Origin of the sequence: Actinosynnema sp. NPDC050436, from assembly GCF_040655415.1 — a bacterium.
GTDB lineage: Bacteria > Actinomycetota > Actinomycetes > Mycobacteriales > Pseudonocardiaceae > Actinosynnema.
Window position 1 is genome coordinate 1 of record NZ_JBFAJV010000003.1, and the last position, 15,994, is coordinate 15,994.

General features: G+C 71.2%; 18 protein-coding genes, 1 tRNA gene and 1 pseudogene. 10 read left to right on the top strand and 10 right to left on the bottom strand.

The window, feature by feature from the left end:
- Window positions 1–1,346: GAF domain-containing protein (locus AB0I60_RS08240; protein ID WP_360726855.1), on the bottom strand; the 1,346-nt coding region annotated here is incomplete at its 3' end.
- Between the two features lie 174 nt (window positions 1,347–1,520).
- Window positions 1,521–2,289 (bottom strand): annotated as a pseudogene (locus AB0I60_RS08245) (PhzF family phenazine biosynthesis protein).
- 225 nt (window positions 2,290–2,514) lie between these two features.
- Here AB0I60_RS08245 and AB0I60_RS08250 point away from each other — a divergent pair.
- Window positions 2,515–2,757, top strand: a complete 243-nt coding sequence (locus AB0I60_RS08250; protein WP_360726856.1) for a hypothetical protein — start codon at window positions 2,515–2,517, stop codon at window positions 2,755–2,757.
- Window positions 2,758–3,170: 413 nt separating this feature from the next.
- On the opposite strand, the gene AB0I60_RS08255 is transcribed toward AB0I60_RS08250, so the two are convergent.
- Window positions 3,171–3,251, bottom strand: a tRNA-Tyr gene (locus tag AB0I60_RS08255).
- Window positions 3,252–3,373: 122 nt separating this feature from the next.
- On the opposite strand from AB0I60_RS08255, the gene AB0I60_RS08260 reads away from it, so the two are divergent.
- Window positions 3,374–3,865 carry a YajQ family cyclic di-GMP-binding protein gene (locus AB0I60_RS08260; RefSeq protein ID WP_360726858.1) on the top strand — a complete coding sequence of 164 codons (492 nt, stop codon included), beginning with the start codon at window positions 3,374–3,376 and terminating at the stop codon, window positions 3,863–3,865.
- Entirely contained in the window at window positions 3,862–4,734 is an 873-nt protein-coding gene (rfbA, locus tag AB0I60_RS08265; protein ID WP_360726860.1) for a glucose-1-phosphate thymidylyltransferase RfbA, read from the top strand. The genes AB0I60_RS08260 and rfbA overlap by 4 nt, the downstream gene beginning before the upstream one ends.
- Before the next feature lie 15 nt (window positions 4,735–4,749).
- Here the strand turns inward: rfbA and htpX are convergent, their stop codons facing one another.
- The 4 genes from htpX to nuoB are packed head-to-tail and all read right to left on the bottom strand — an operon-like array spanning window position 4,750 to window position 7,082.
- A complete protein-coding gene (htpX, locus tag AB0I60_RS08270) occupies window positions 4,750–5,607 on the bottom strand; it encodes a zinc metalloprotease HtpX (protein WP_360726862.1) in 858 nt (285 codons plus the stop codon).
- A gap of 20 nt (window positions 5,608–5,627) precedes the next feature.
- A complete protein-coding gene (locus AB0I60_RS08275; RefSeq protein WP_360726863.1) occupies window positions 5,628–6,104 on the bottom strand; it encodes a 4Fe-4S binding protein in 477 nt (158 codons plus the stop codon).
- Window positions 6,097–6,666, bottom strand: a complete 570-nt coding sequence (locus AB0I60_RS08280) for an NADH-quinone oxidoreductase subunit C (RefSeq protein ID WP_360726864.1) — start codon at window positions 6,664–6,666, stop codon at window positions 6,097–6,099. The genes AB0I60_RS08275 and AB0I60_RS08280 overlap by 8 nt, the downstream gene beginning before the upstream one ends.
- On the bottom strand, window positions 6,663–7,082 hold the full coding sequence (nuoB, locus tag AB0I60_RS08285) for an NADH-quinone oxidoreductase subunit NuoB (RefSeq protein ID WP_360726865.1): 420 nt from the start codon (window positions 7,080–7,082) through the stop codon (window positions 6,663–6,665). Before nuoB ends, AB0I60_RS08280 begins: the two co-directional genes overlap by 4 nt.
- 243 nt (window positions 7,083–7,325) lie before the next feature.
- Here nuoB and AB0I60_RS08290 point away from each other — a divergent pair, with 243 nt between their 5' ends.
- Window positions 7,326–8,363 carry a LysR family transcriptional regulator gene (locus AB0I60_RS08290; protein WP_360726866.1) on the top strand — a complete coding sequence of 346 codons (1,038 nt, stop codon included), beginning with the start codon at window positions 7,326–7,328 and terminating at the stop codon, window positions 8,361–8,363.
- Window positions 8,364–8,447: 84 nt separating this feature from the next.
- Window positions 8,448–9,083: a lamin tail domain-containing protein gene (locus AB0I60_RS08295; RefSeq protein WP_360726868.1), complete on the top strand. Its 636-nt coding sequence runs from the start codon at window positions 8,448–8,450 to the stop codon at window positions 9,081–9,083.
- A 17-nt stretch (window positions 9,084–9,100) separates the two neighbouring features.
- Here the strand turns inward: AB0I60_RS08295 and AB0I60_RS08300 are convergent, their stop codons facing one another.
- Both AB0I60_RS08300 and AB0I60_RS08305 read right to left on the bottom strand, forming a co-directional pair.
- On the bottom strand, window positions 9,101–9,244 hold the full coding sequence (locus AB0I60_RS08300) for a hypothetical protein (protein ID WP_360726869.1): 144 nt from the start codon (window positions 9,242–9,244) through the stop codon (window positions 9,101–9,103).
- Window positions 9,245–9,410: 166 nt separating this feature from the next.
- The gene (locus AB0I60_RS08305; RefSeq protein ID WP_360726870.1) at window positions 9,411–9,563 is read right to left on the bottom strand and encodes a hypothetical protein; all 153 of its coding nucleotides are present in this window, start codon (window positions 9,561–9,563) and stop codon (window positions 9,411–9,413) included.
- Window positions 9,564–10,115: 552 nt separating this feature from the next.
- Between AB0I60_RS08305 and AB0I60_RS08310 the strand changes: the two genes are divergently transcribed.
- Window positions 10,116–10,295: a hypothetical protein gene (locus AB0I60_RS08310; protein WP_360726872.1), complete on the top strand. Its 180-nt coding sequence runs from the start codon at window positions 10,116–10,118 to the stop codon at window positions 10,293–10,295.
- A gap of 254 nt (window positions 10,296–10,549) precedes the next feature.
- Here the strand turns inward: AB0I60_RS08310 and ddaH are convergent, their stop codons facing one another.
- Window positions 10,550–11,428 (bottom strand): dimethylargininase, encoded by an 879-nt coding sequence (gene ddaH, locus AB0I60_RS08315; protein WP_360726874.1) that lies wholly within the window; start codon window positions 11,426–11,428, stop codon window positions 10,550–10,552.
- Window positions 11,429–11,503: 75 nt separating this feature from the next.
- Between ddaH and AB0I60_RS08320 the strand changes: the two genes are divergently transcribed.
- From AB0I60_RS08320 to AB0I60_RS08335, 4 genes are all read left to right on the top strand, one after another.
- On the top strand, window positions 11,504–11,944 hold the full coding sequence (locus AB0I60_RS08320) for an Lrp/AsnC family transcriptional regulator (protein ID WP_360726875.1): 441 nt from the start codon (window positions 11,504–11,506) through the stop codon (window positions 11,942–11,944).
- A gap of 72 nt (window positions 11,945–12,016) precedes the next feature.
- Window positions 12,017–12,778: an enoyl-CoA hydratase gene (locus AB0I60_RS08325; protein ID WP_360726876.1), complete on the top strand. Its 762-nt coding sequence runs from the start codon at window positions 12,017–12,019 to the stop codon at window positions 12,776–12,778.
- 230 nt (window positions 12,779–13,008) lie between these two features.
- A complete protein-coding gene (locus tag AB0I60_RS08330) occupies window positions 13,009–14,910 on the top strand; it encodes a 2-oxoacid:acceptor oxidoreductase subunit alpha (protein ID WP_360726878.1) in 1,902 nt (633 codons plus the stop codon).
- A complete protein-coding gene (locus tag AB0I60_RS08335; protein WP_360726879.1) occupies window positions 14,907–15,962 on the top strand; it encodes a 2-oxoacid:ferredoxin oxidoreductase subunit beta in 1,056 nt (351 codons plus the stop codon). The genes AB0I60_RS08330 and AB0I60_RS08335 overlap by 4 nt, the downstream gene beginning before the upstream one ends.
- Window positions 15,963–15,994: the final 32 nt, after the last annotated feature.

Here is a 15,994-nt window from a genome sequence, read left to right on the forward strand (position 1 = left end):
TTGCCCGCCTCGCGGAAGCCCGGCCGGTTGAGCAGGCCGGTCAGCGGGTCGTGGTAGGCGTCGTGGCGCAGCCGGGCGAGCAGCCGGCGGTTGTCCACGGCGGTGGACAGGTGGCTGGCCAGCGTGCGCAGCAGCTGGAGGTCGGCCTTGCCGAAGCCGCGCCACCGGCTGAGCCGGTCGTGCACCTCGACCGCGCCGAGGAGCTGGGTCGCGCCGCGCAGCGGCACCACCAGCGCCTCCTGCGCGTCGCGGCGGGCCAGGGCCTCGGACACGTCCTCGCCGGCGTCGACGACGCGGAAGTACCGCACCTGCGAGCCGGGCAGTTGCAGCATGGCGTCCTCGCGCAGCTGGCGCGGGTCGTCGCGGCGCATCCCGTGCGGCAGCGGCTCGCCGGCGACCAGCATCTGCATCGGGGCCTGCGGGTCGGTGCGCAGCCGGAGCACCACGCGGTTGGCGTTGAGCTGCTCGCGGATCCGCTCGGCGATGAGCTGCCACTCGTCGTCCTCGGCCCGCCCGTCGCCGTCCTCGGCGGACGCGCCGCGCGGGCCGGCGGCGTGCCGGCCGGAGCGGGCGACCCGCAGCGAGACCTCGCTGAGCGCCTCCAGGTCGCGCTGCTCGCGCAGCAGGCCGGAGTAGGCGAGGTAGATGGCGGTGATGCCGGCGAAGACCAGGGCGATCAGCAGCCCGCCCCACGGGGCCTTGGTGGCGATCTCGTAGCCGGCCAGGCCGGCGGAGGTGTTGAGCAGCGCCACGACCAGGGTCTGGAGCACCAGGCGCAGGCTCGGCGCGACCCGCATCCCCTTGCCCATCAGCCGCAGCGCGGTCAGGCCGAGCACGCTGGCCAGCAGCGGCACGGCGATGGTGCCGAGGAACGCGCCGGCCCAGAACGGGCCGTCCTCGCCGACGAACTCCTTCACGGAGTGGGCGACCGCGAAGGCCACCGAGATCTCCATGAACATCAGGCCCGCGTTGTAGACGGCGCGGTCGAGCACGCGCCTGCCCAGCAGCGTGCCGACGCCCGCGACCACGTGGGCGGCGAGCACGACCTCGAACGGCGCGACGAGCAGGCCCAGCACGAGCGGGATCTCGGTGAACGAGATGGTCCAGGCCACGCCGCTGCGGACGTCGACGTTGATGGCGAGCTGCTCGGCGAGCAGGAACCCGACCACGAGCAGCGGCCCGGCCCACAGCAGGTCGAACCGGTCGTCGTCCTTCGGCAGCCAGGAGCCGACGGCGAACGCGGACAGCGCGCCCGCCGCGAGGAGCAGGACCGCGAACACGCTGAACGCGCGGTTCGTGGACCGGGTCGGCGCGTTGGGCGCCGTGGCCGACGCGTGGTCGGACATCCAGCCTCCTCGTCGGCCGTCGTCGCGGACGGCCGGTGCCGGCCTACGAACTCCTGGCGTGACTGAGGGGTCCCGAACACCGACCGAGACCCCTCCAGGGGTGCCAATGTACCCCGGTTGGGCGACGAAATGGCAGGTCGATGAGCCGATTACCACGAGAAGTGACAGAACGGCTCACACGATCAGCTCTCCTGCCAGCACGGTCACCGCCTGCCCCGCGAGCCGCACCCGATCACCGTCCAGGACCACCCGGACCTGCCCGCCCCGGGGCGACGCCTGCTCCGCGACCAGCTCGGCGCGGCCCAGCCGAGGTGCCCACCAGGAGGCCGGCGTGCAGTGCGCGGAACCGGTCACCGGGTCCTCCGGGATCCCGTACGAGGGGTAGAAGCAGCGGCTGACGACGTCGAGGCCGGGCCGGTCGCCGGGCGCGGTGACGATCACGCCCCGGCCGGGCACCTCGCCCAACGCCCCCGGGTCGGGGCGCAGCGCGCGGACCTCCGCGGCGGACGCCGCCTGCACCAGGACGTCGGAGACGGCCCGCGCGACGGCGGTGATCGTCACGCCGGGCAGGCCGGCGCGCAGCGGCGCGGTGATCCCGATCGGCCGGGCGGGGTCGGCCGGGAAGTCCATCTCCACCCAGCCGTCGCGGGCCGCGCAGGTGAGGACGCCGCTGCGGGTGGCGAAGCTCCGGTCACCGCCCAGGACGTGCGCGGCGGCCAGGGTGGCGTGGCCGCACAGGTCGACCTCCTTGACGGGCGTGAACCAGCGCAGCGGCAGCGGGCCGTCGTCCACGAGCCGCACGAATGCGGTCTCGGCGTGTTTCATCTCCGCCGCGACGGCCTGCATCCAGGCGTCCTCGGCGGGGTTCGTCGAGCAGCACCACGCCGGCGGGGTTGCCCGCGAAGGCCCGGTCCGTGAAGGCGTCGACCACGTGGATGCGCACCCCGCGATTGTGGCCGACCGGGCGGCTCGCGGCCCGTCCCCCGCGCCGGTTGGGCCGATCAGCGCAACCGGTCGGCGTGGCGACGTGATCGGACCGGCCGCAGGGGGGAAGGTGGTCGGCGACGACCCGGCGTTCAACCACCCGTTCGGAGGGTACTCAGTGCAGGAGTCGAGACCTCCTTACAAGTACGAGGGGTAAGAGCGGAAGGACGGCGAGGGGGTCGCCATGACCATTGCGAGGGAACTCTCCGGCAGGGCGAAGGCCATGCTTCGGGCCGTGGCCGCAGGACGGGGCGAGCTGTCCGGCGGGAGGGAACCGGACCTGTACGTCGACGGCCTGCCGTGCTGCGACCGGACGGCCACCCACGACCTGGTGCACGCCGGGCTGCTGCGCCCCAGGCGCGCGGTCGGGCTGGACGAGCGGTCGGACGCGGAGCTGACGGAAGCGGGCAGAGCCGCCATCGCGTAACCCTCGAACATACGTTCGAGATGGGTTATGCTCTCGACGTGGGGCCGGCACGCAAGCGAGAGGAAGCGCTTGCGCGTCGGCCCCGCCTTCGTCGGCAGCCGAGGCCGAAGCAGGCGTGAGGACCTACCGCCGGGCACGCTGACGACGGCGCGCACAGCGCCCGTGAGCCGATCTTGTGAGGCTTAGATCACACCGGACCGAACGGTCCGCCCTGCGCCGAAACGCCGTTTCGGTCGTCAGGGGGCTGCCGCAGTCCGATTCCACGAGGGCCACAGCAGGGGCCGGCAGGGGAAAGCGCGCTGGGCGCCGGATCGCACCAAGCGCGCACGACGGTCGTGCGGCGCGTGAGGCCGCAGCTACGAGAAGACCCCCGTGACCAGTTCGCACTGGTCACGGGGGTCTGCCGGCTCGCGTGGCGGGTAGAGGATTCGAACCTCTGTAGCTTTCGCGACGGATTTACAGTCCGCTCCCATTGGCCGCTCGGGCAACCCGCCCCGCTCCCGGATCACCGGGTGCGGAGGAGACAATACATAAGCCCGCACGGGGGTTCGCAACCGGGATACCCCGGTAGGCTGCCGGGCGGTTCCAGACCCACCTAAGCGGAGGTACCGGGCACGTGGCAGACCCGTCGTTCGACGTGGTGAGCAAGGTCGACCGGCAGGAAGTCGACAACGCTCTCAACCAGGCCGCCAAGGAGCTGAGCACCCGCTTCGACTTCCGGGGCACCGGCACCCAGGTGTCCTGGGCGGGCGAGGAGGCGATCACCTTCCAGTCCGAGACGGAGGAGCGCTGCCGCGCCGCGATCGACGTCTTCCAGGAGAAGCTGGTCAAGCGCGGCATCTCGATGAAGGCGTTCGAGGTCGGCGACCCGGCGATCTCGGGCAAGGTGTTCAAGGTCACCGGCACGCTGGTGCAGGGCATCTCGTCGGAGAAGGCCAAGGAGATCGCCAAGAAGGTCCGCGACGAGGCGCCCAAGGGCGTCCAGGCGCAGATCCAGGGCGACCAGCTCCGCATCTCCGGCAAGAAGAAGGACCACCTCCAGGACGTCATCGCCCTGCTCAAGGGGTCGGACTTCGGGATCGCCCTCCAGTTCACCAACTACCGGTGAAGGGCATCATCCTGGCCGGCGGGAGCGGCACGCGGCTGCACCCGATCACCCAGGCGGTGTCCAAGCAGCTCCTCCCGGTCTTCGACAAGCCGATGATCTACTACCCGCTGTCGGTGCTGATGCTCGCCGGCATCCGGGAGGTGCTGCTGATCTCGACACCGGTGGACCTGCCGCTGTTCCGCCGGCTGCTCGGCGACGGCTCGCAGTTCGGCCTGCGGATCTCCTACGCCGAGCAGGCCCACCCCAACGGCCTGGCCGAGGCGTTCGTGATCGGCGCGGACTTCGTCGGCGACGACGACGTGTCGCTGGTCCTGGGCGACAACATCTTCTACGGGCAGGGCTTCTCGAAGGTCCTCCAGCACCACGTGGCGACGCTGGACGGCTGCGTGCTGTTCGGCTACCCGGTGCGCGACCCCGAGCGCTACGGCGTCGGCGAGGTCGACCAGGACGGCAGGCTGGTCTCGATCGAGGAGAAGCCGGCCGCGCCGAAGTCGAACAAGGCGATCACCGGCCTGTACTTCTACGACAACCAGGTCGTGGACATCGCGCGCGGCCTCAAGCCCTCGGCGCGCGGCGAGCTGGAGATCACCGACGTGAACCTGGCCTACCTGCGCGAGGGCCGGGCGCACCTGGTGGACCTGGGGCGCGGGTTCGCGTGGCTGGACACCGGGACGCACGACTCGCTGGTCGAGGCGAGCCAGTTCGTGCAGGTGCTGGAGCACCGCCAGGGCGTGCGGATCGCGTGCCCGGAGGAGGTCGCGCTGCGGATGGGCTTCATCACGGCGGACGAGTGCTACGCGCAGGGCGAGCGGCTGGCGAAGTCCGGCTACGGCCAGTACCTGATGAACGTGGCCCGCGAGTCCCGCTAGGACCTGCGGCGCCGGTCAGGAGCGGGCCAGCTCCTCCAGCCGGCGCACGCGGTCGGCGATCGGCGGGTGGGTGGAGAACAGCCTGGTCAGGTTCTCCCCCGCCCGGAACGGCGAGGCGATCATCAGGTGCGACTGGGCCACCACGGCGGGCTCCGGGGCCAGCGGAGCGACCTGCGTGCCGTGCTCCAGCTTGCGCAGCGCCGAGGCCAGCGCGAGCGGGTCGCCGGTCAGCTCCGCGCCGGACGCGTCGGCCTGGTACTCGCGGGACCGGCTCACCGCCATCTGCACGATGGCCGCCGCGACCGGGCCCAGCACCGCGACGAGCAGCAGCGCGACCGGGTTCGGGCGCTCCTCGTCGTCGCCGCCGAAGATCCCCGCGAAGATCGCCAGGTTGGCCACCATGCCCACCGCGCTCGCCAGCGCGCCCGCGACGCAGGAGATGAGGATGTCGCGGTTGTACACGTGCGACAGCTCGTGCCCGAGCACGGCGCGCAGCTCGCGCTCGTCGAGCAGCTCCAGGATGCCGGTGGTGCAGCACACCGCCGCGTTGCGCGGGTTGCGGCCGGTGGCGAAGGCGTTCGGGGCGGCCGTCGGGCTCAGGTAGAGCCGGGGCATGGGCTGCCGGGCGGCCATCGCCAGCTCCCGCACGATCCGGTGCATCGCGGGCTGCTCGACCTCGGACACCGGCCGCGCCCGCATCGCCCGCAGCGCGAGCTTGTCGGAGTTGAAGTACGCGTACGCGTTCACCCCGAACGCCAGGATCACGCCGACGACCAGGGCGGTGCGCCCGAACAGCGAGCTGATCCCGATGATCAGCGCGCTCATCGCGCCGAGCAGCAACGCGGTCTTCAACCCGTTGTAGTGCTTGTGCACGTTGCTTCGCCTCCGGTGCCTTACGTCCTCCCCCTCAACGCGCCAGGGCGTCCCGTGGTTCCGGAACCCCCTCGTGCTGGGCGTGCGGCGGAGCTCTCCGGGGCGGCTTCGGCGGCCGGGTCGAGGGCGGGCGGCGGCGGCACGTGGGCCACCCACGTGCCCAGGACGTCCCGTTCGTGGACCAACTCGGCCACGGCGCCCTCACCGGTCGGCGTGCCGGTGCCGGGGTAGGAGAAGTCCGGTGCCCAGTGCAGGGCGTCGAACGGGCACGCCTCGACGCAGATCCCGCAGTACAGGCACTGCCCGTAGTCGATGGCGAACCGGTCGAGCACGTTGCGCGCGCGGGGCCGGGCCGAGCCGGGCTGCTGCTCGGTCTCGGTGTGCGAGTCGATGTGGATGCACCAGTCGGGGCACTCGCGCGCGCAGATCATGCAGACCGTGCAGTTGGCCTCCAGCAGCGCGATCACGCCCCTGGTGCGCGGCGGCAGGTCAGGCACCGTTCTCACCTCCACGTCGGGGACCCCACGAGGGGTCGGGCACGCCGGGCGGCGCGGTCCGCCTGCGGCTGGGCGCGGACGAGCCGTCCTCGCCCGGTTCGAGCCGCCCCGGCCACGGCCGCACCACGCGGGAGGCCAGCACGAAGTCCTTGCGCAGCGGGTGCCCGGCGAACGAGTCGGGCAGCAGCAGGTGCGGCGCGGGGCCGGCCAGGGCGATGCCGAACATCTCGACGGCCTCCCGCTCGTGCCACGCCGCGCCCGCCCACAGGCCGGCCACGCTGGGCAGCGGCTCGTCGGCCACCTCGGTGCGCAGCAGCAGGCCCAGGCGGGTGTCGGGCTGCACGACGTGCAGGAAGACCGCGTGCCGCAGGCCGGACGCGCCGGGCCGGCCGGCGTCCTCGACGCCCAGCCAGTCGAACGCCGCGCAGCCCAGCCCGTCGCGCGCGTGCGCGGCGGCGGCGTGCCACTGCTCCACGGCGACGTGCGCGGTGCTCTGGCCGAACGCCGTCGCCACCCGCGCGCCGGGGACCAGCGCGGCCAGTTCGGCGGACGCGGCGGTCACGAGACGAGCCGGTGGAGGGCGGCGAGGCCGTCGAGCAGCGCCTCGGGGCGGGGTGGGCAGCCGGGGACGGCGACGTGCACCGGGAGGACCTGGTCGATGCCCTTGGTCACGCTGTAGGAGTCCCAGTACGGGCCGCCGGTGTTGCTGCACGCGCCGACCGACAGCACGTAACGCGGTTCCGGCATTTCCTGGTACGTGGCGAGCACGGCGGGCAACATGACGTCGGTGACCGTCCCGGAGACGATGAGCACGTGGGCCTCGCCCTCGGCGTGCGCCACGTCCACCCCCAGCGCCGCCAGGTCGTGCGGCCGGTCCCCTTCGAGGGCGGCCATCACCTCGACACCGCAGCAGGCGAGCCCGAGGTCGAGCACGGTGACCCGGTACGTCGTACCCCAGTCGAGCGTGGAAACCGTCACGGCGGATGAGGTTAATACGTGGGGGCCCGCCCGGCTCGCGCCCGGCGGGCCCCCAACCCCCCAAAACTCCCCCTGATTGCTCCCATGCGAACTCGCACCTGGTTGCCGGAGAAGTCTCTTACGGAACACGCATACCTGTCCAGGAAAATCCGTCAAGATCTTCGGATAATTTCACGGCACACTGTGGTCAAGTTCAGTACAACTAATCGGTAGATCACTCCGCCCTGACCCGAGAGGCCCACGATGTCCACCTCGGCCCGGCTGCTGCTCCCCGTGGGCAACCAGCTCAGCAGGCTCCTGCACACCTCGCCACTGCTGCTGGACACCACGTTGGACCAGCTCAGGACGCTGATCGCAGTGCACGAGACGCGGTCGGCGCTGCGTGCCGCGCGGGTGCTCGGCCGCGAGCAGTCGAGCGTCCAGAAGCAGGTCGACACGTTGAACCGCAACTTCAAGTCGCTCTGCGGCGAACCGCTCGTCGTCAAGCAGGGACGGGGAAAGGACGTGCTGATCACCCCGACCGGCGAGGCGTTGGTGGAATTGGCGAAGGACACCCTGGGCGACTGGCTGGATTCGATTCACGAGTGCCGGCGCAAGCTCGGCACGACCCTCACCGTGGGCACCACGCGGTTCATGCTCGACTCGCTGGCCAAGGCGTGGCACCACGTGGCCGACGACTTCCGGCAGCGGGACGTGGAGCTGAAGGTCGTGCACATCCGGACCAAGGACATCTGGAACAAGCTGGAGAGCAAGGAGGTCGACATCGTCTGCGGGTCCGTGGTCACCCCGGCCGGCGGCGGGTCGGACTTCGCCGACTTCGACGTCATCGAGTGGCGGCGCGGCGGGCTGGCGCTGCTGACGAACCTGCCCGAGCACCGGCTGGGCGCGGCCGTCGGCACCGGGGAGCTGCCGAAGCTGCCGCTGGTCGTGCCCGGCGACGGCCTGATCGCGGAGTTCCTGCGCGGCTGGTTCGGGCCGGACTACCGCAACGAGCTCGACATCGCGGCGGAGATCGACGAGATCCAGTACGGCATGTCGCTGCTGCGGTCGGGCCTGGTCGAGGGCTGCATGATCGTCACGTCCGGGCTGGGCGTGGTGGCGGCGAACAACGAGCTGCGCGAGGGGTCGGGCCTGCGCGTGGTGGAGCTGGAGAACGACCGGAAGCCGGAGCTGGAACGGCTGGTGGGGGTGTTCGCGCGCAAGGAGGAGCGCGCCAAGTTCCCGCCCGACCACCCGCTGAACCTGCTGTGGGCCGCGTTCCAGCGCGAGGTGTCCGACTGACCCCGGCCCCGTTCGCGGGCCCCTGTCGGCGGCGGTGCGGGTTTCGCCAGCATGGACGTGACGTCGAGCCGGGACGGAGGGGCCATGCGCGGTCGGGCGGTGGGTGCGGTGGTGCTGTCGGCCTGCGGTGCGGTGCTCTGCGCCCCCGCGTCCCCGGTGGGCGCGGTGACGACCGCCCTGGTGGTGAACGAGGTGAAGGCGAGCGGGCTCAACGGTGAGCTGGACGAGTTCCTGGAGCTGCGCAACGTCGGCGCGCAGCCGCTGGACGTGAGCGGGTACGAGGTGCGCGCGCACCGGCCGAACTGCGCCGTCGAGGCCGTCGTGGCGATCCCGCCGGGAACGGTCCTCGACCCGGGCGCGATGCTCGTGTTCGTCAACGAGGGTTTCACCGGGACCGTGCCGCCGGAGGCGACCCTGCTGAGGTATACCTCCCCGTCCCCCGTGGGCCTCCTGCTCGGCCCGCAGGGCAGCGTGTCGGTGGCCGACCAGGACGGGGTGGTGGACGGCCTGGCGTGGACCACCGAACTGGGCACCACCGCGTGCCGGCAGGAGGGGCAGGCCGCGCGAGGCCCGACGAGCCCGTTCGGCACCGAGTCGCTGTCCCGGGACACCGCGAGCACGGACACCGACGACAACCGCCGGGATTTCACCCGGACGCCGGCCACCCCCGGAGCGCCCACGGGCCCGCCCGCAGGTGCGGACGGGCCCGACGCGGCCTGAGACGGCCCCCGGCGCGGTCAGCCCTTGCGCTGCCGCTGAGCCTGCCGCACGAGCCACTCCAGCCCGCTGAGCTGCTGGGGACCCGCTGTCTGATCGCGTTCCACCCGGTCCTCCTCCGGTTGCGGCTGAGGCGAAGGCACCCGGTCTTCGAGGTCGTTCATGAGGCGGCTCCCTACCTAGGTCGACAGCGAGTGCCGTCGATCGGAGCACTGACCCGCCCCGACCCGCCAGCCCGATCAGCCCAACGGGTGACAGGCCGCAGGTTTGCCGGGACACCTGCTAAGCACCCCGGCCACGCGCCCACTTCATTACGCGCGAGCAGCCGGATCAACCACCCCCACCACCCCCGGACGACTCCGGCCCAGGCGAGTCGTGCTCGGAAGCGGGCTTGGTGGACCACCGGTCCACCACGATGACGACCACCAGCCCGAGAAGCACCAGCCCGGTCGCGACCAGAGACACCACAAGCCCCACGTCCACACCTCACATGATGACCGCCGACCCAGCCCCCACAGAGGGGGCTCGTGTCATCCCGTCGACCTGGCGCAGCCCTGTCACGCGAGCTGAGGGCCTGCGACATGCCCGGTCGACGTGCGCCTACCGGTGCCAAGCTCGCAGGCCCTCAGCTCGCGTGACAGTCCTCTGGAAGGTCGACGGGATGACACGAACCCCGGTCCCCGCTGGGTCGGGACCCAATCGCACCGCTCAGTCATCCCGTTGGCCTGCCCTTCCGGCGAGGACGTTCTTCGATGCCAGCGTAGGTAGCGGCGAAGTCCATTGCCCTCTTGAGCTGCATATATGCAGGAATAGCGTGTCGACCGTACCGCTGCCCCGTGTATGTTCCGCCGTTCCAACAAGTGCGACGCGGGGGCAGGCATGGCTCTGGTGCAGAAGGGCTCTCGGCGAATCGTCGTCGACGGCACGATCTACCGGTGGCGCGTCCGGCACAAGCCGTCGTACTGCCAGGGACTCGCCTGAACTCCCCTGACCTACGCAGTGGAACAGGCCGACTCCGCAGGAACCGTTCTGGTCGTGAAGACCAGCCAGCCGCACCCGAGCAACTGGATCAACGCACCTGCCACTCCGATCAGGCCGGCCGACGTCGCCAACGGTATCCGCGCAGCCCTCGCCGGCGGCTGGTCACCCAGCCGTCCCGGGAAGCCCTTCGAAGTCGATCAGTCGGCAGAGTTCCTGCGTGCGCGGCGAACTTGAGTTCGCTGACCCCGACTCATCCGCCCGAGCAAGGACTCAATCCCGCCTGACCGAGGCCGCAACGGCCTCCGAACGCCCGCAAGGGCCGCGAAGTCAGACATGCAGTGGCGTGAGCAGCGACGAAGGCCCCCGGCAATGATCTTGCAGAGGGCCTTCGCTGTTCCGTGCATGTTCCGCGCGCTGCAAGCCGAAAGCCTTGGACGGCTGGAACCGCATCAAGACGATCAAGCTTGGGCAGCCAGGACTTCGGCTCTTTAGTCCCTGAGTTCCATCGTGCAGCACTTCGGGCCGCCGCCCGACTTGCGGAGTTCGGAGATGTCCACGAAGACCGGCTCGAAACCGCGCCTGGCGACCTGGTCCGCCAGTGCCGTCGCCTCGACCGGCAGGATCACGTTGCGGCCGTCGGAGACTGCGTTCAGGCCCAGGCAGGCGGCATCTTCGGCGGTGGCGATCACGGCGTCCGGGAACAGGCGGCGGAGGACCCTCTGGGAGCCCGGGGAGAACGCTTCCGGGTAGTACGCCACCAGGTCGTCCGACAGCACGAACAGTGCCACGTCCAGGTGGTAGTACCTCGGGTCCACGAGCTGCAGCGAGATCACCGGGACGCCGAGCACCTCCTGCGCCTCCGAGTGGGCCAGCGGGTCCGTGCGGAAGCCCGTGCCGGCCAGCAGGTACTTGCCCGTCCAGGTGAAGTCGCCTTCGGCCTCGTTCGTGCGTTCCGGCATCACGACGGACTTGTAGCCGTTGGCCAGGAACCACCTGCGGAAGTGGTCCGCCTCCGGGACGCGTTGGTCGGCGCGGAACCTCGAACCCAGGACCTGGCCGTCCACGACGGTGCCCGAGTTGGCCGAGAACACCATGTCCGGCAGGCCCGGCACCGGCTCGATCAGGTCGACGCGGTGGCCCAGGCGCTCGTACGCCTCCTTCAGCGCGGTCCACTGCCGGACCGCCAGCGCCGTGTCGATCGGCTGCGTCGGGTCCATCCACGGGTTGATGGCGTACTCCACCGTGAAGTACTCCGGCGGGCACATGAGGTACCTGCGGGTGGTCGGCACGCGCACGGGCGTCGCGGGCGTGGTGACGCCCAGCACGATCGGCTCGTCGCCGGGGCCGAGGAGGGAAACCGAGGTCATGGATCGAAGGGTAAATTCCCGTCTGACCAGCGAACAATGCCGCAGTTTTGCGTCTGTTGGTGCAGAATGTTGCGTGTGGACTCGATCGACCAGCGAATCATTTCGTGCCTCATGGCCAACGCCCGGTCCAGCTACGCCGACATCGGCAAGGAGGTGGGCCTGTCCGCCCCGGCGGTGAAGCGGCGGGTGGACAAGCTGCTGGACACCGGCGTGCTGCGCGGCTTCACCGCCGTCGTGGACCCTGAGCAGCTCGGATGGGGCACCGAAGCCTTCGTCGAGGTGCACTGCCGGGGCAACGTGGCACCCCACGACATCCAGCAGCGCCTGGAGCCGATGGCCGAGGTGATGGCCGCCTACACGGTCTCCGGGGCGGCCGACGCGATCGTCCACCTCCGCGCGGCCAGCATCCACCACCTGGAGACCGCCCTGGAGCGCCTGCGCGCGGTCGAGATCATCGACCGGACGGTGTCCACGGTGGTGCTCTCGCGCCTGCTCGACCGACCGCCGGCCCCCTGATCGGGATCCGGCACCCCGATCGGGTCCGGCACCCCGATCGGGTGCGGGCGGCCTGGCCCTAGAGTCGCGGCCATGTCCGAGGTGCTGCTGGAGCGTTGCGACCGGGTCGGCGTGATCACCGTGCACGACCCCGAGCGGCGCAACGCGTTGACGCTCGACCTGTCCGACCAGCTCGTCGCCGCCGTCGAGTCCTGCGAGCGGGATGCCGACGTCCACGCCGTGGTGGTGACGGGCACTCCGCCGGCGTTCTGCGCGGGGGCGGACCTGACGGCGCTGGGCGAGGCCCGGGAGGAGGGCCTGCGGCGCATCTACGCGGGCTTCCTGGCGGTGGCGGGCTGCGCACTGCCGACGATCGCGGCCGTAGGCGGCGCGGCGGTGGGCGCGGGGCTGAACCTCGCGCTGGCCTGCGACGTCCGGCTGGCCGGTCCGAAGGCGCGGTTCGACGCGCGGTTCCTCCAGCTCGGCATCCACCCCGGCGGCGGGATGACGTGGATGCTGCAACGCCTGGCGGGCCCCCAGACGGCGACCGCGATGACGTTGTTCGGCCAGGTCCTGGACGCCGACGCGGCGGTCCGGCACGGGCTGGCCTGGGACCGGGTGGACGGCGGGCACGAGGAGCTGGTGGCCTCGGCGGTGGAGTTCGCCCGCGCGTGCGCCGAAGCCCCGCGCGAGCTGGTCCGCACGATCAAGTCCACGATGCGGACGACGGCGGTGCTGGACGCGCACGCGGACGCCGTCGACGTCGAGATCGGGCCGCAGTCCGCCTCCATCGCCACGCCGGAGTTCGCCGCGCGGCTGGCGGCGGCGAAAGCCCGGATCAGCGGCAGGCCGTGACCCTGGACAGCTCCCGGCACCACCTGTAATTTCCGGTAACGGTTACCGCTGGGTACGGCCAAAAGCGCGGCGATCCCGGTCCCGGGGAACGCCGTCACACCAGGTGGAACGATCCGTCCCGCAGAGTGGTACAGCAGAAACCGGCCCGTGAGCGGGCACGACTACCCTCAGCGGTAGGGGAGGGGCGACTTGCCCTCAGGCGGGCGTGAAGAGAGGGATCGGCGTAGGACATGACTACCGACGTTGGTAATGGCGCCGCGCCAGGTGGTGGCAACGCCAGGAGCACGGGCACGGTCCAGAAGCTCGACCGCGTGGTGATCCGCTTCGCCGGCGACTCGGGCGACGGGATGCAGCTCACCGGCGACCGCTTCACCTCCGAAGCCGCGGCGTTCGGCAACGACCTCGCGACGCAGCCGAACTTCCCGGCCGAGATCCGGGCACCACAGGGGACGCTGCCCGGGGTCTCCAGCTTCCAGCTGCACTTCGCCGACTACGACATCCTCACGCCCGGCGACCGGCCCGACGTGCTCGTGGCGATGAACCCTGCCGCGCTCAAGGCGAACATCGGCGACCTGCCCAAGGGCGGGATGCTGATCGTGAACACCGACGAGTTCACCAAGCGCAACCTGGTCAAGGTCGGCTACGCCGGCAACCCCCTGGACGACACCTCGCTGGAGGCGTACCAGGTGCACAAGGTCGCCATGGCGACCCTGACCATCGGCGCGCTGGAGAGCACGGGCCTGGGCAAGAAGGACGCCGAGCGGGCCAAGAACATGTTCGCGCTGGGCCTGCTGTCCTGGATGTACCACCGGCCGACCGAGGGCACCGAGCGGTTCCTGCGCGAGAAGTTCGCCAAGAAGCCGGACATCGCCGAGGCGAACGTGCTGGCGTTCCGCGCGGGCTGGAACTACGGGGAGACCACCGAGTCCTTCGCGGTCACCTACCAGGTCGCGCCCGCCAAGCTGAACCAGGGCACCTACCGGCAGATCACCGGCAACACCGCGCTGGCGTACGGGCTCGTGGCCGCCGGGCAGCTCTCCAAGCTCCCGGTCGTGCTGGGCACCTACCCGATCACCCCGGCGTCGGACATCCTGCACGAGCTGTCCAAGCACAAGAACTTCGGCATCACCACGCTCCAGGCCGAGGACGAGATCGCGGGCATCGGCGCGGCGCTGGGCGCGTCCTACGGCGGCGCGCTGGGCGTGACCTCGACGTCCGGCCCCGGCGTGGCGCTCAAGTCCGAGACCATCGGCCTCGCGGTGATGACCGAGCTGCCGCTGATCGTGGTCGACGTGCAGCGCGGCGGCCCGTCCACCGGCCTGCCGACCAAGACCGAGCAGGCCGACCTGCTCCAGGCGATGTTCGGCCGCAACGGCGAGTCGCCGGTGCCGATCGTCGCCCCGCAGTCCCCCGCGGACTGCTTCGACGCGGCCCTGGAGGCGGCCCGGATCGCGCTGGTCTACCGCACGCCGGTGCTGCTGCTCTCGGACGGCGCGATCGCCAACGGCTCCGAGCCGTGGCTGGTCCCGGACGTCGAGGACCTGCCGGACCTCAGCGTCGAGTTCGCCACCGAGCCCAACGGCCCGGACGGCGAGTTCTGGCCGTACCTGCGCGACCCGGAGACGCTGGCCCGCCCGTGGGCGGTGCCCGGCACGGCCGGCCTCCAGCACCGCATCGGCGGCCTGGAGAAGGCCGACGGCAACGGCAACATCTCCTACGACCCGGCCAACCACGACCTGATGGTGCGGCTGCGGCAGCGCAAGGTCGACGGCGTCGCGGTGCCCGACGTGGTGGTGGACGACCCGTCCGGCGAGGCGCGGGTGCTCGTCGTGGGCTGGGGCTCGTCCTACGGCCCGATCGGCGCGGCGGCCCGCCGGGTGCGCAAGCTCGGGATGCCGGTGGCCCACGCCCACCTGCGCCACCTCAACCCGTTCCCGCGCAACCTCGGGGACGTGCTCGCCCGGTACGACAAGGTCGTCGTGCCGGAGATGAACCTCGGTCAACTGGCGTTGTTGTTGCGAGCGAAGTACCTGGTGGACGCGATCAGCTACACCAAGGTGCAGGGCCTGCCCTTCAAGGCGGAGGAGCTCCAGGACGTGCTCGCCGATGTGATCAAGGGAGTGTCCGCGTGACGGCCATCGATTTGGGGCTGCCGGGCCTGGGGGGTCTGGCCGGCGTTCCTGCTTCCGACGAGCCGCAGAAGGCCAAGGACTACAAGTCGGACCAGGAGGTCCGCTGGTGTCCGGGGTGCGGCGACTACGTGGTGCTCAACGCCGTGCAGTCGTTCCTCCCGACGCTGGGCCTGAAGCGCGAGAACATCGTGTTCGTCTCCGGGATCGGCTGCTCGTCCCGGTTCCCCTACTACATGAACACCTACGGGATGCACTCGATCCACGGGCGGGCGCCGGCCATCGCGACCGGTCTCGCCGTGGCCCGACCCGACCTGTCGGTGTGGGTGGTGACCGGTGACGGCGACGCGCTGTCCATCGGCGGCAACCACCTGATCCACACGCTGCGGCGCAACGTGAACCTGAAGATCCTGCTGTTCAACAACCGGATCTACGGCCTGACCAAGGGCCAGTACTCGCCCACCTCCGAGGAGGGCAAGGTCACCAAGTCCACGCCGCTGGGCTCGCTGGACCACCCGTTCAACCCGGTGTCGCTGGCGCTGGGCGCGGAGGCCACGTTCGTCGGGCGCGCGGTCGACTCGGACCGCGCGGGCCTGACCGAGGTGCTGCGGCAGGCCGCCGAGCACCGGGGCTCGGCGCTGGTCGAGATCTACCAGAACTGCCCGATCTTCAACGACGGCGCGTTCGACGTGCTCAAGGACGCCGACGAGGCGGCCCGGCGGATCATCAACGTGGTGCACGGGCAGCCGATCACGTTCGGCACCGGCGGCGAGTTCGCGGTGGTGCGGGACGGGTTCGGGCTGGCCGTGGCGAAGACCTCGGAGGTGTCCGCGGAGGACGTCGTGGTGCACGACGCGGACGACCTGAACCTGGCGTTCGCGCTGTCCCGGCTGTCGACCCAGGACCTCCAGCACACCGTGACCGGGGTCTTCCGCAACGTCGCGCGGACCACGTACGACGACGCGGCACGGGCCCAGGTGGAGGCCGCGCGGGCGGCGAAGGCACCGGACCTGGGCGCGCTGCTGCGCGGCAAGGACACCTGGACCGTGGCCTAGGACGGCCCCGGCGCGCAGCTCGGCAGACACGG

What these genes read in the sequence shown, in the direction of transcription:
- AB0I60_RS08250 (WP_360726856.1), top strand. Translation starts at nt 2,515, where the DNA reads ATGACCATTGCGAGGGAACTCTCCGGCAGGGCGAAGGCCATGCTTCGG.
- AB0I60_RS08290 (WP_360726866.1), top strand. Translation starts at nt 7,326, where the DNA reads ATGTCCACCTCGGCCCGGCTGCTGCTCCCCGTGGGCAACCAGCTCAGC.
- AB0I60_RS08295 (WP_360726868.1), top strand. Translation starts at nt 8,448, where the DNA reads ATGCGCGGTCGGGCGGTGGGTGCGGTGGTGCTGTCGGCCTGCGGTGCG.
- AB0I60_RS08300 (WP_360726869.1), bottom strand. Translation starts at nt 9,244, where the DNA reads ATGAACGACCTCGAAGACCGGGTGCCTTCGCCTCAGCCGCAACCGGAG.
- ddaH (WP_360726874.1), bottom strand. Translation starts at nt 11,428, where the DNA reads ATGACCTCGGTTTCCCTCCTCGGCCCCGGCGACGAGCCGATCGTGCTG.
- AB0I60_RS08325 (WP_360726876.1), top strand. Translation starts at nt 12,017, where the DNA reads ATGTCCGAGGTGCTGCTGGAGCGTTGCGACCGGGTCGGCGTGATCACC.
- AB0I60_RS08330 (WP_360726878.1), top strand. Translation starts at nt 13,009, where the DNA reads ATGACTACCGACGTTGGTAATGGCGCCGCGCCAGGTGGTGGCAACGCC.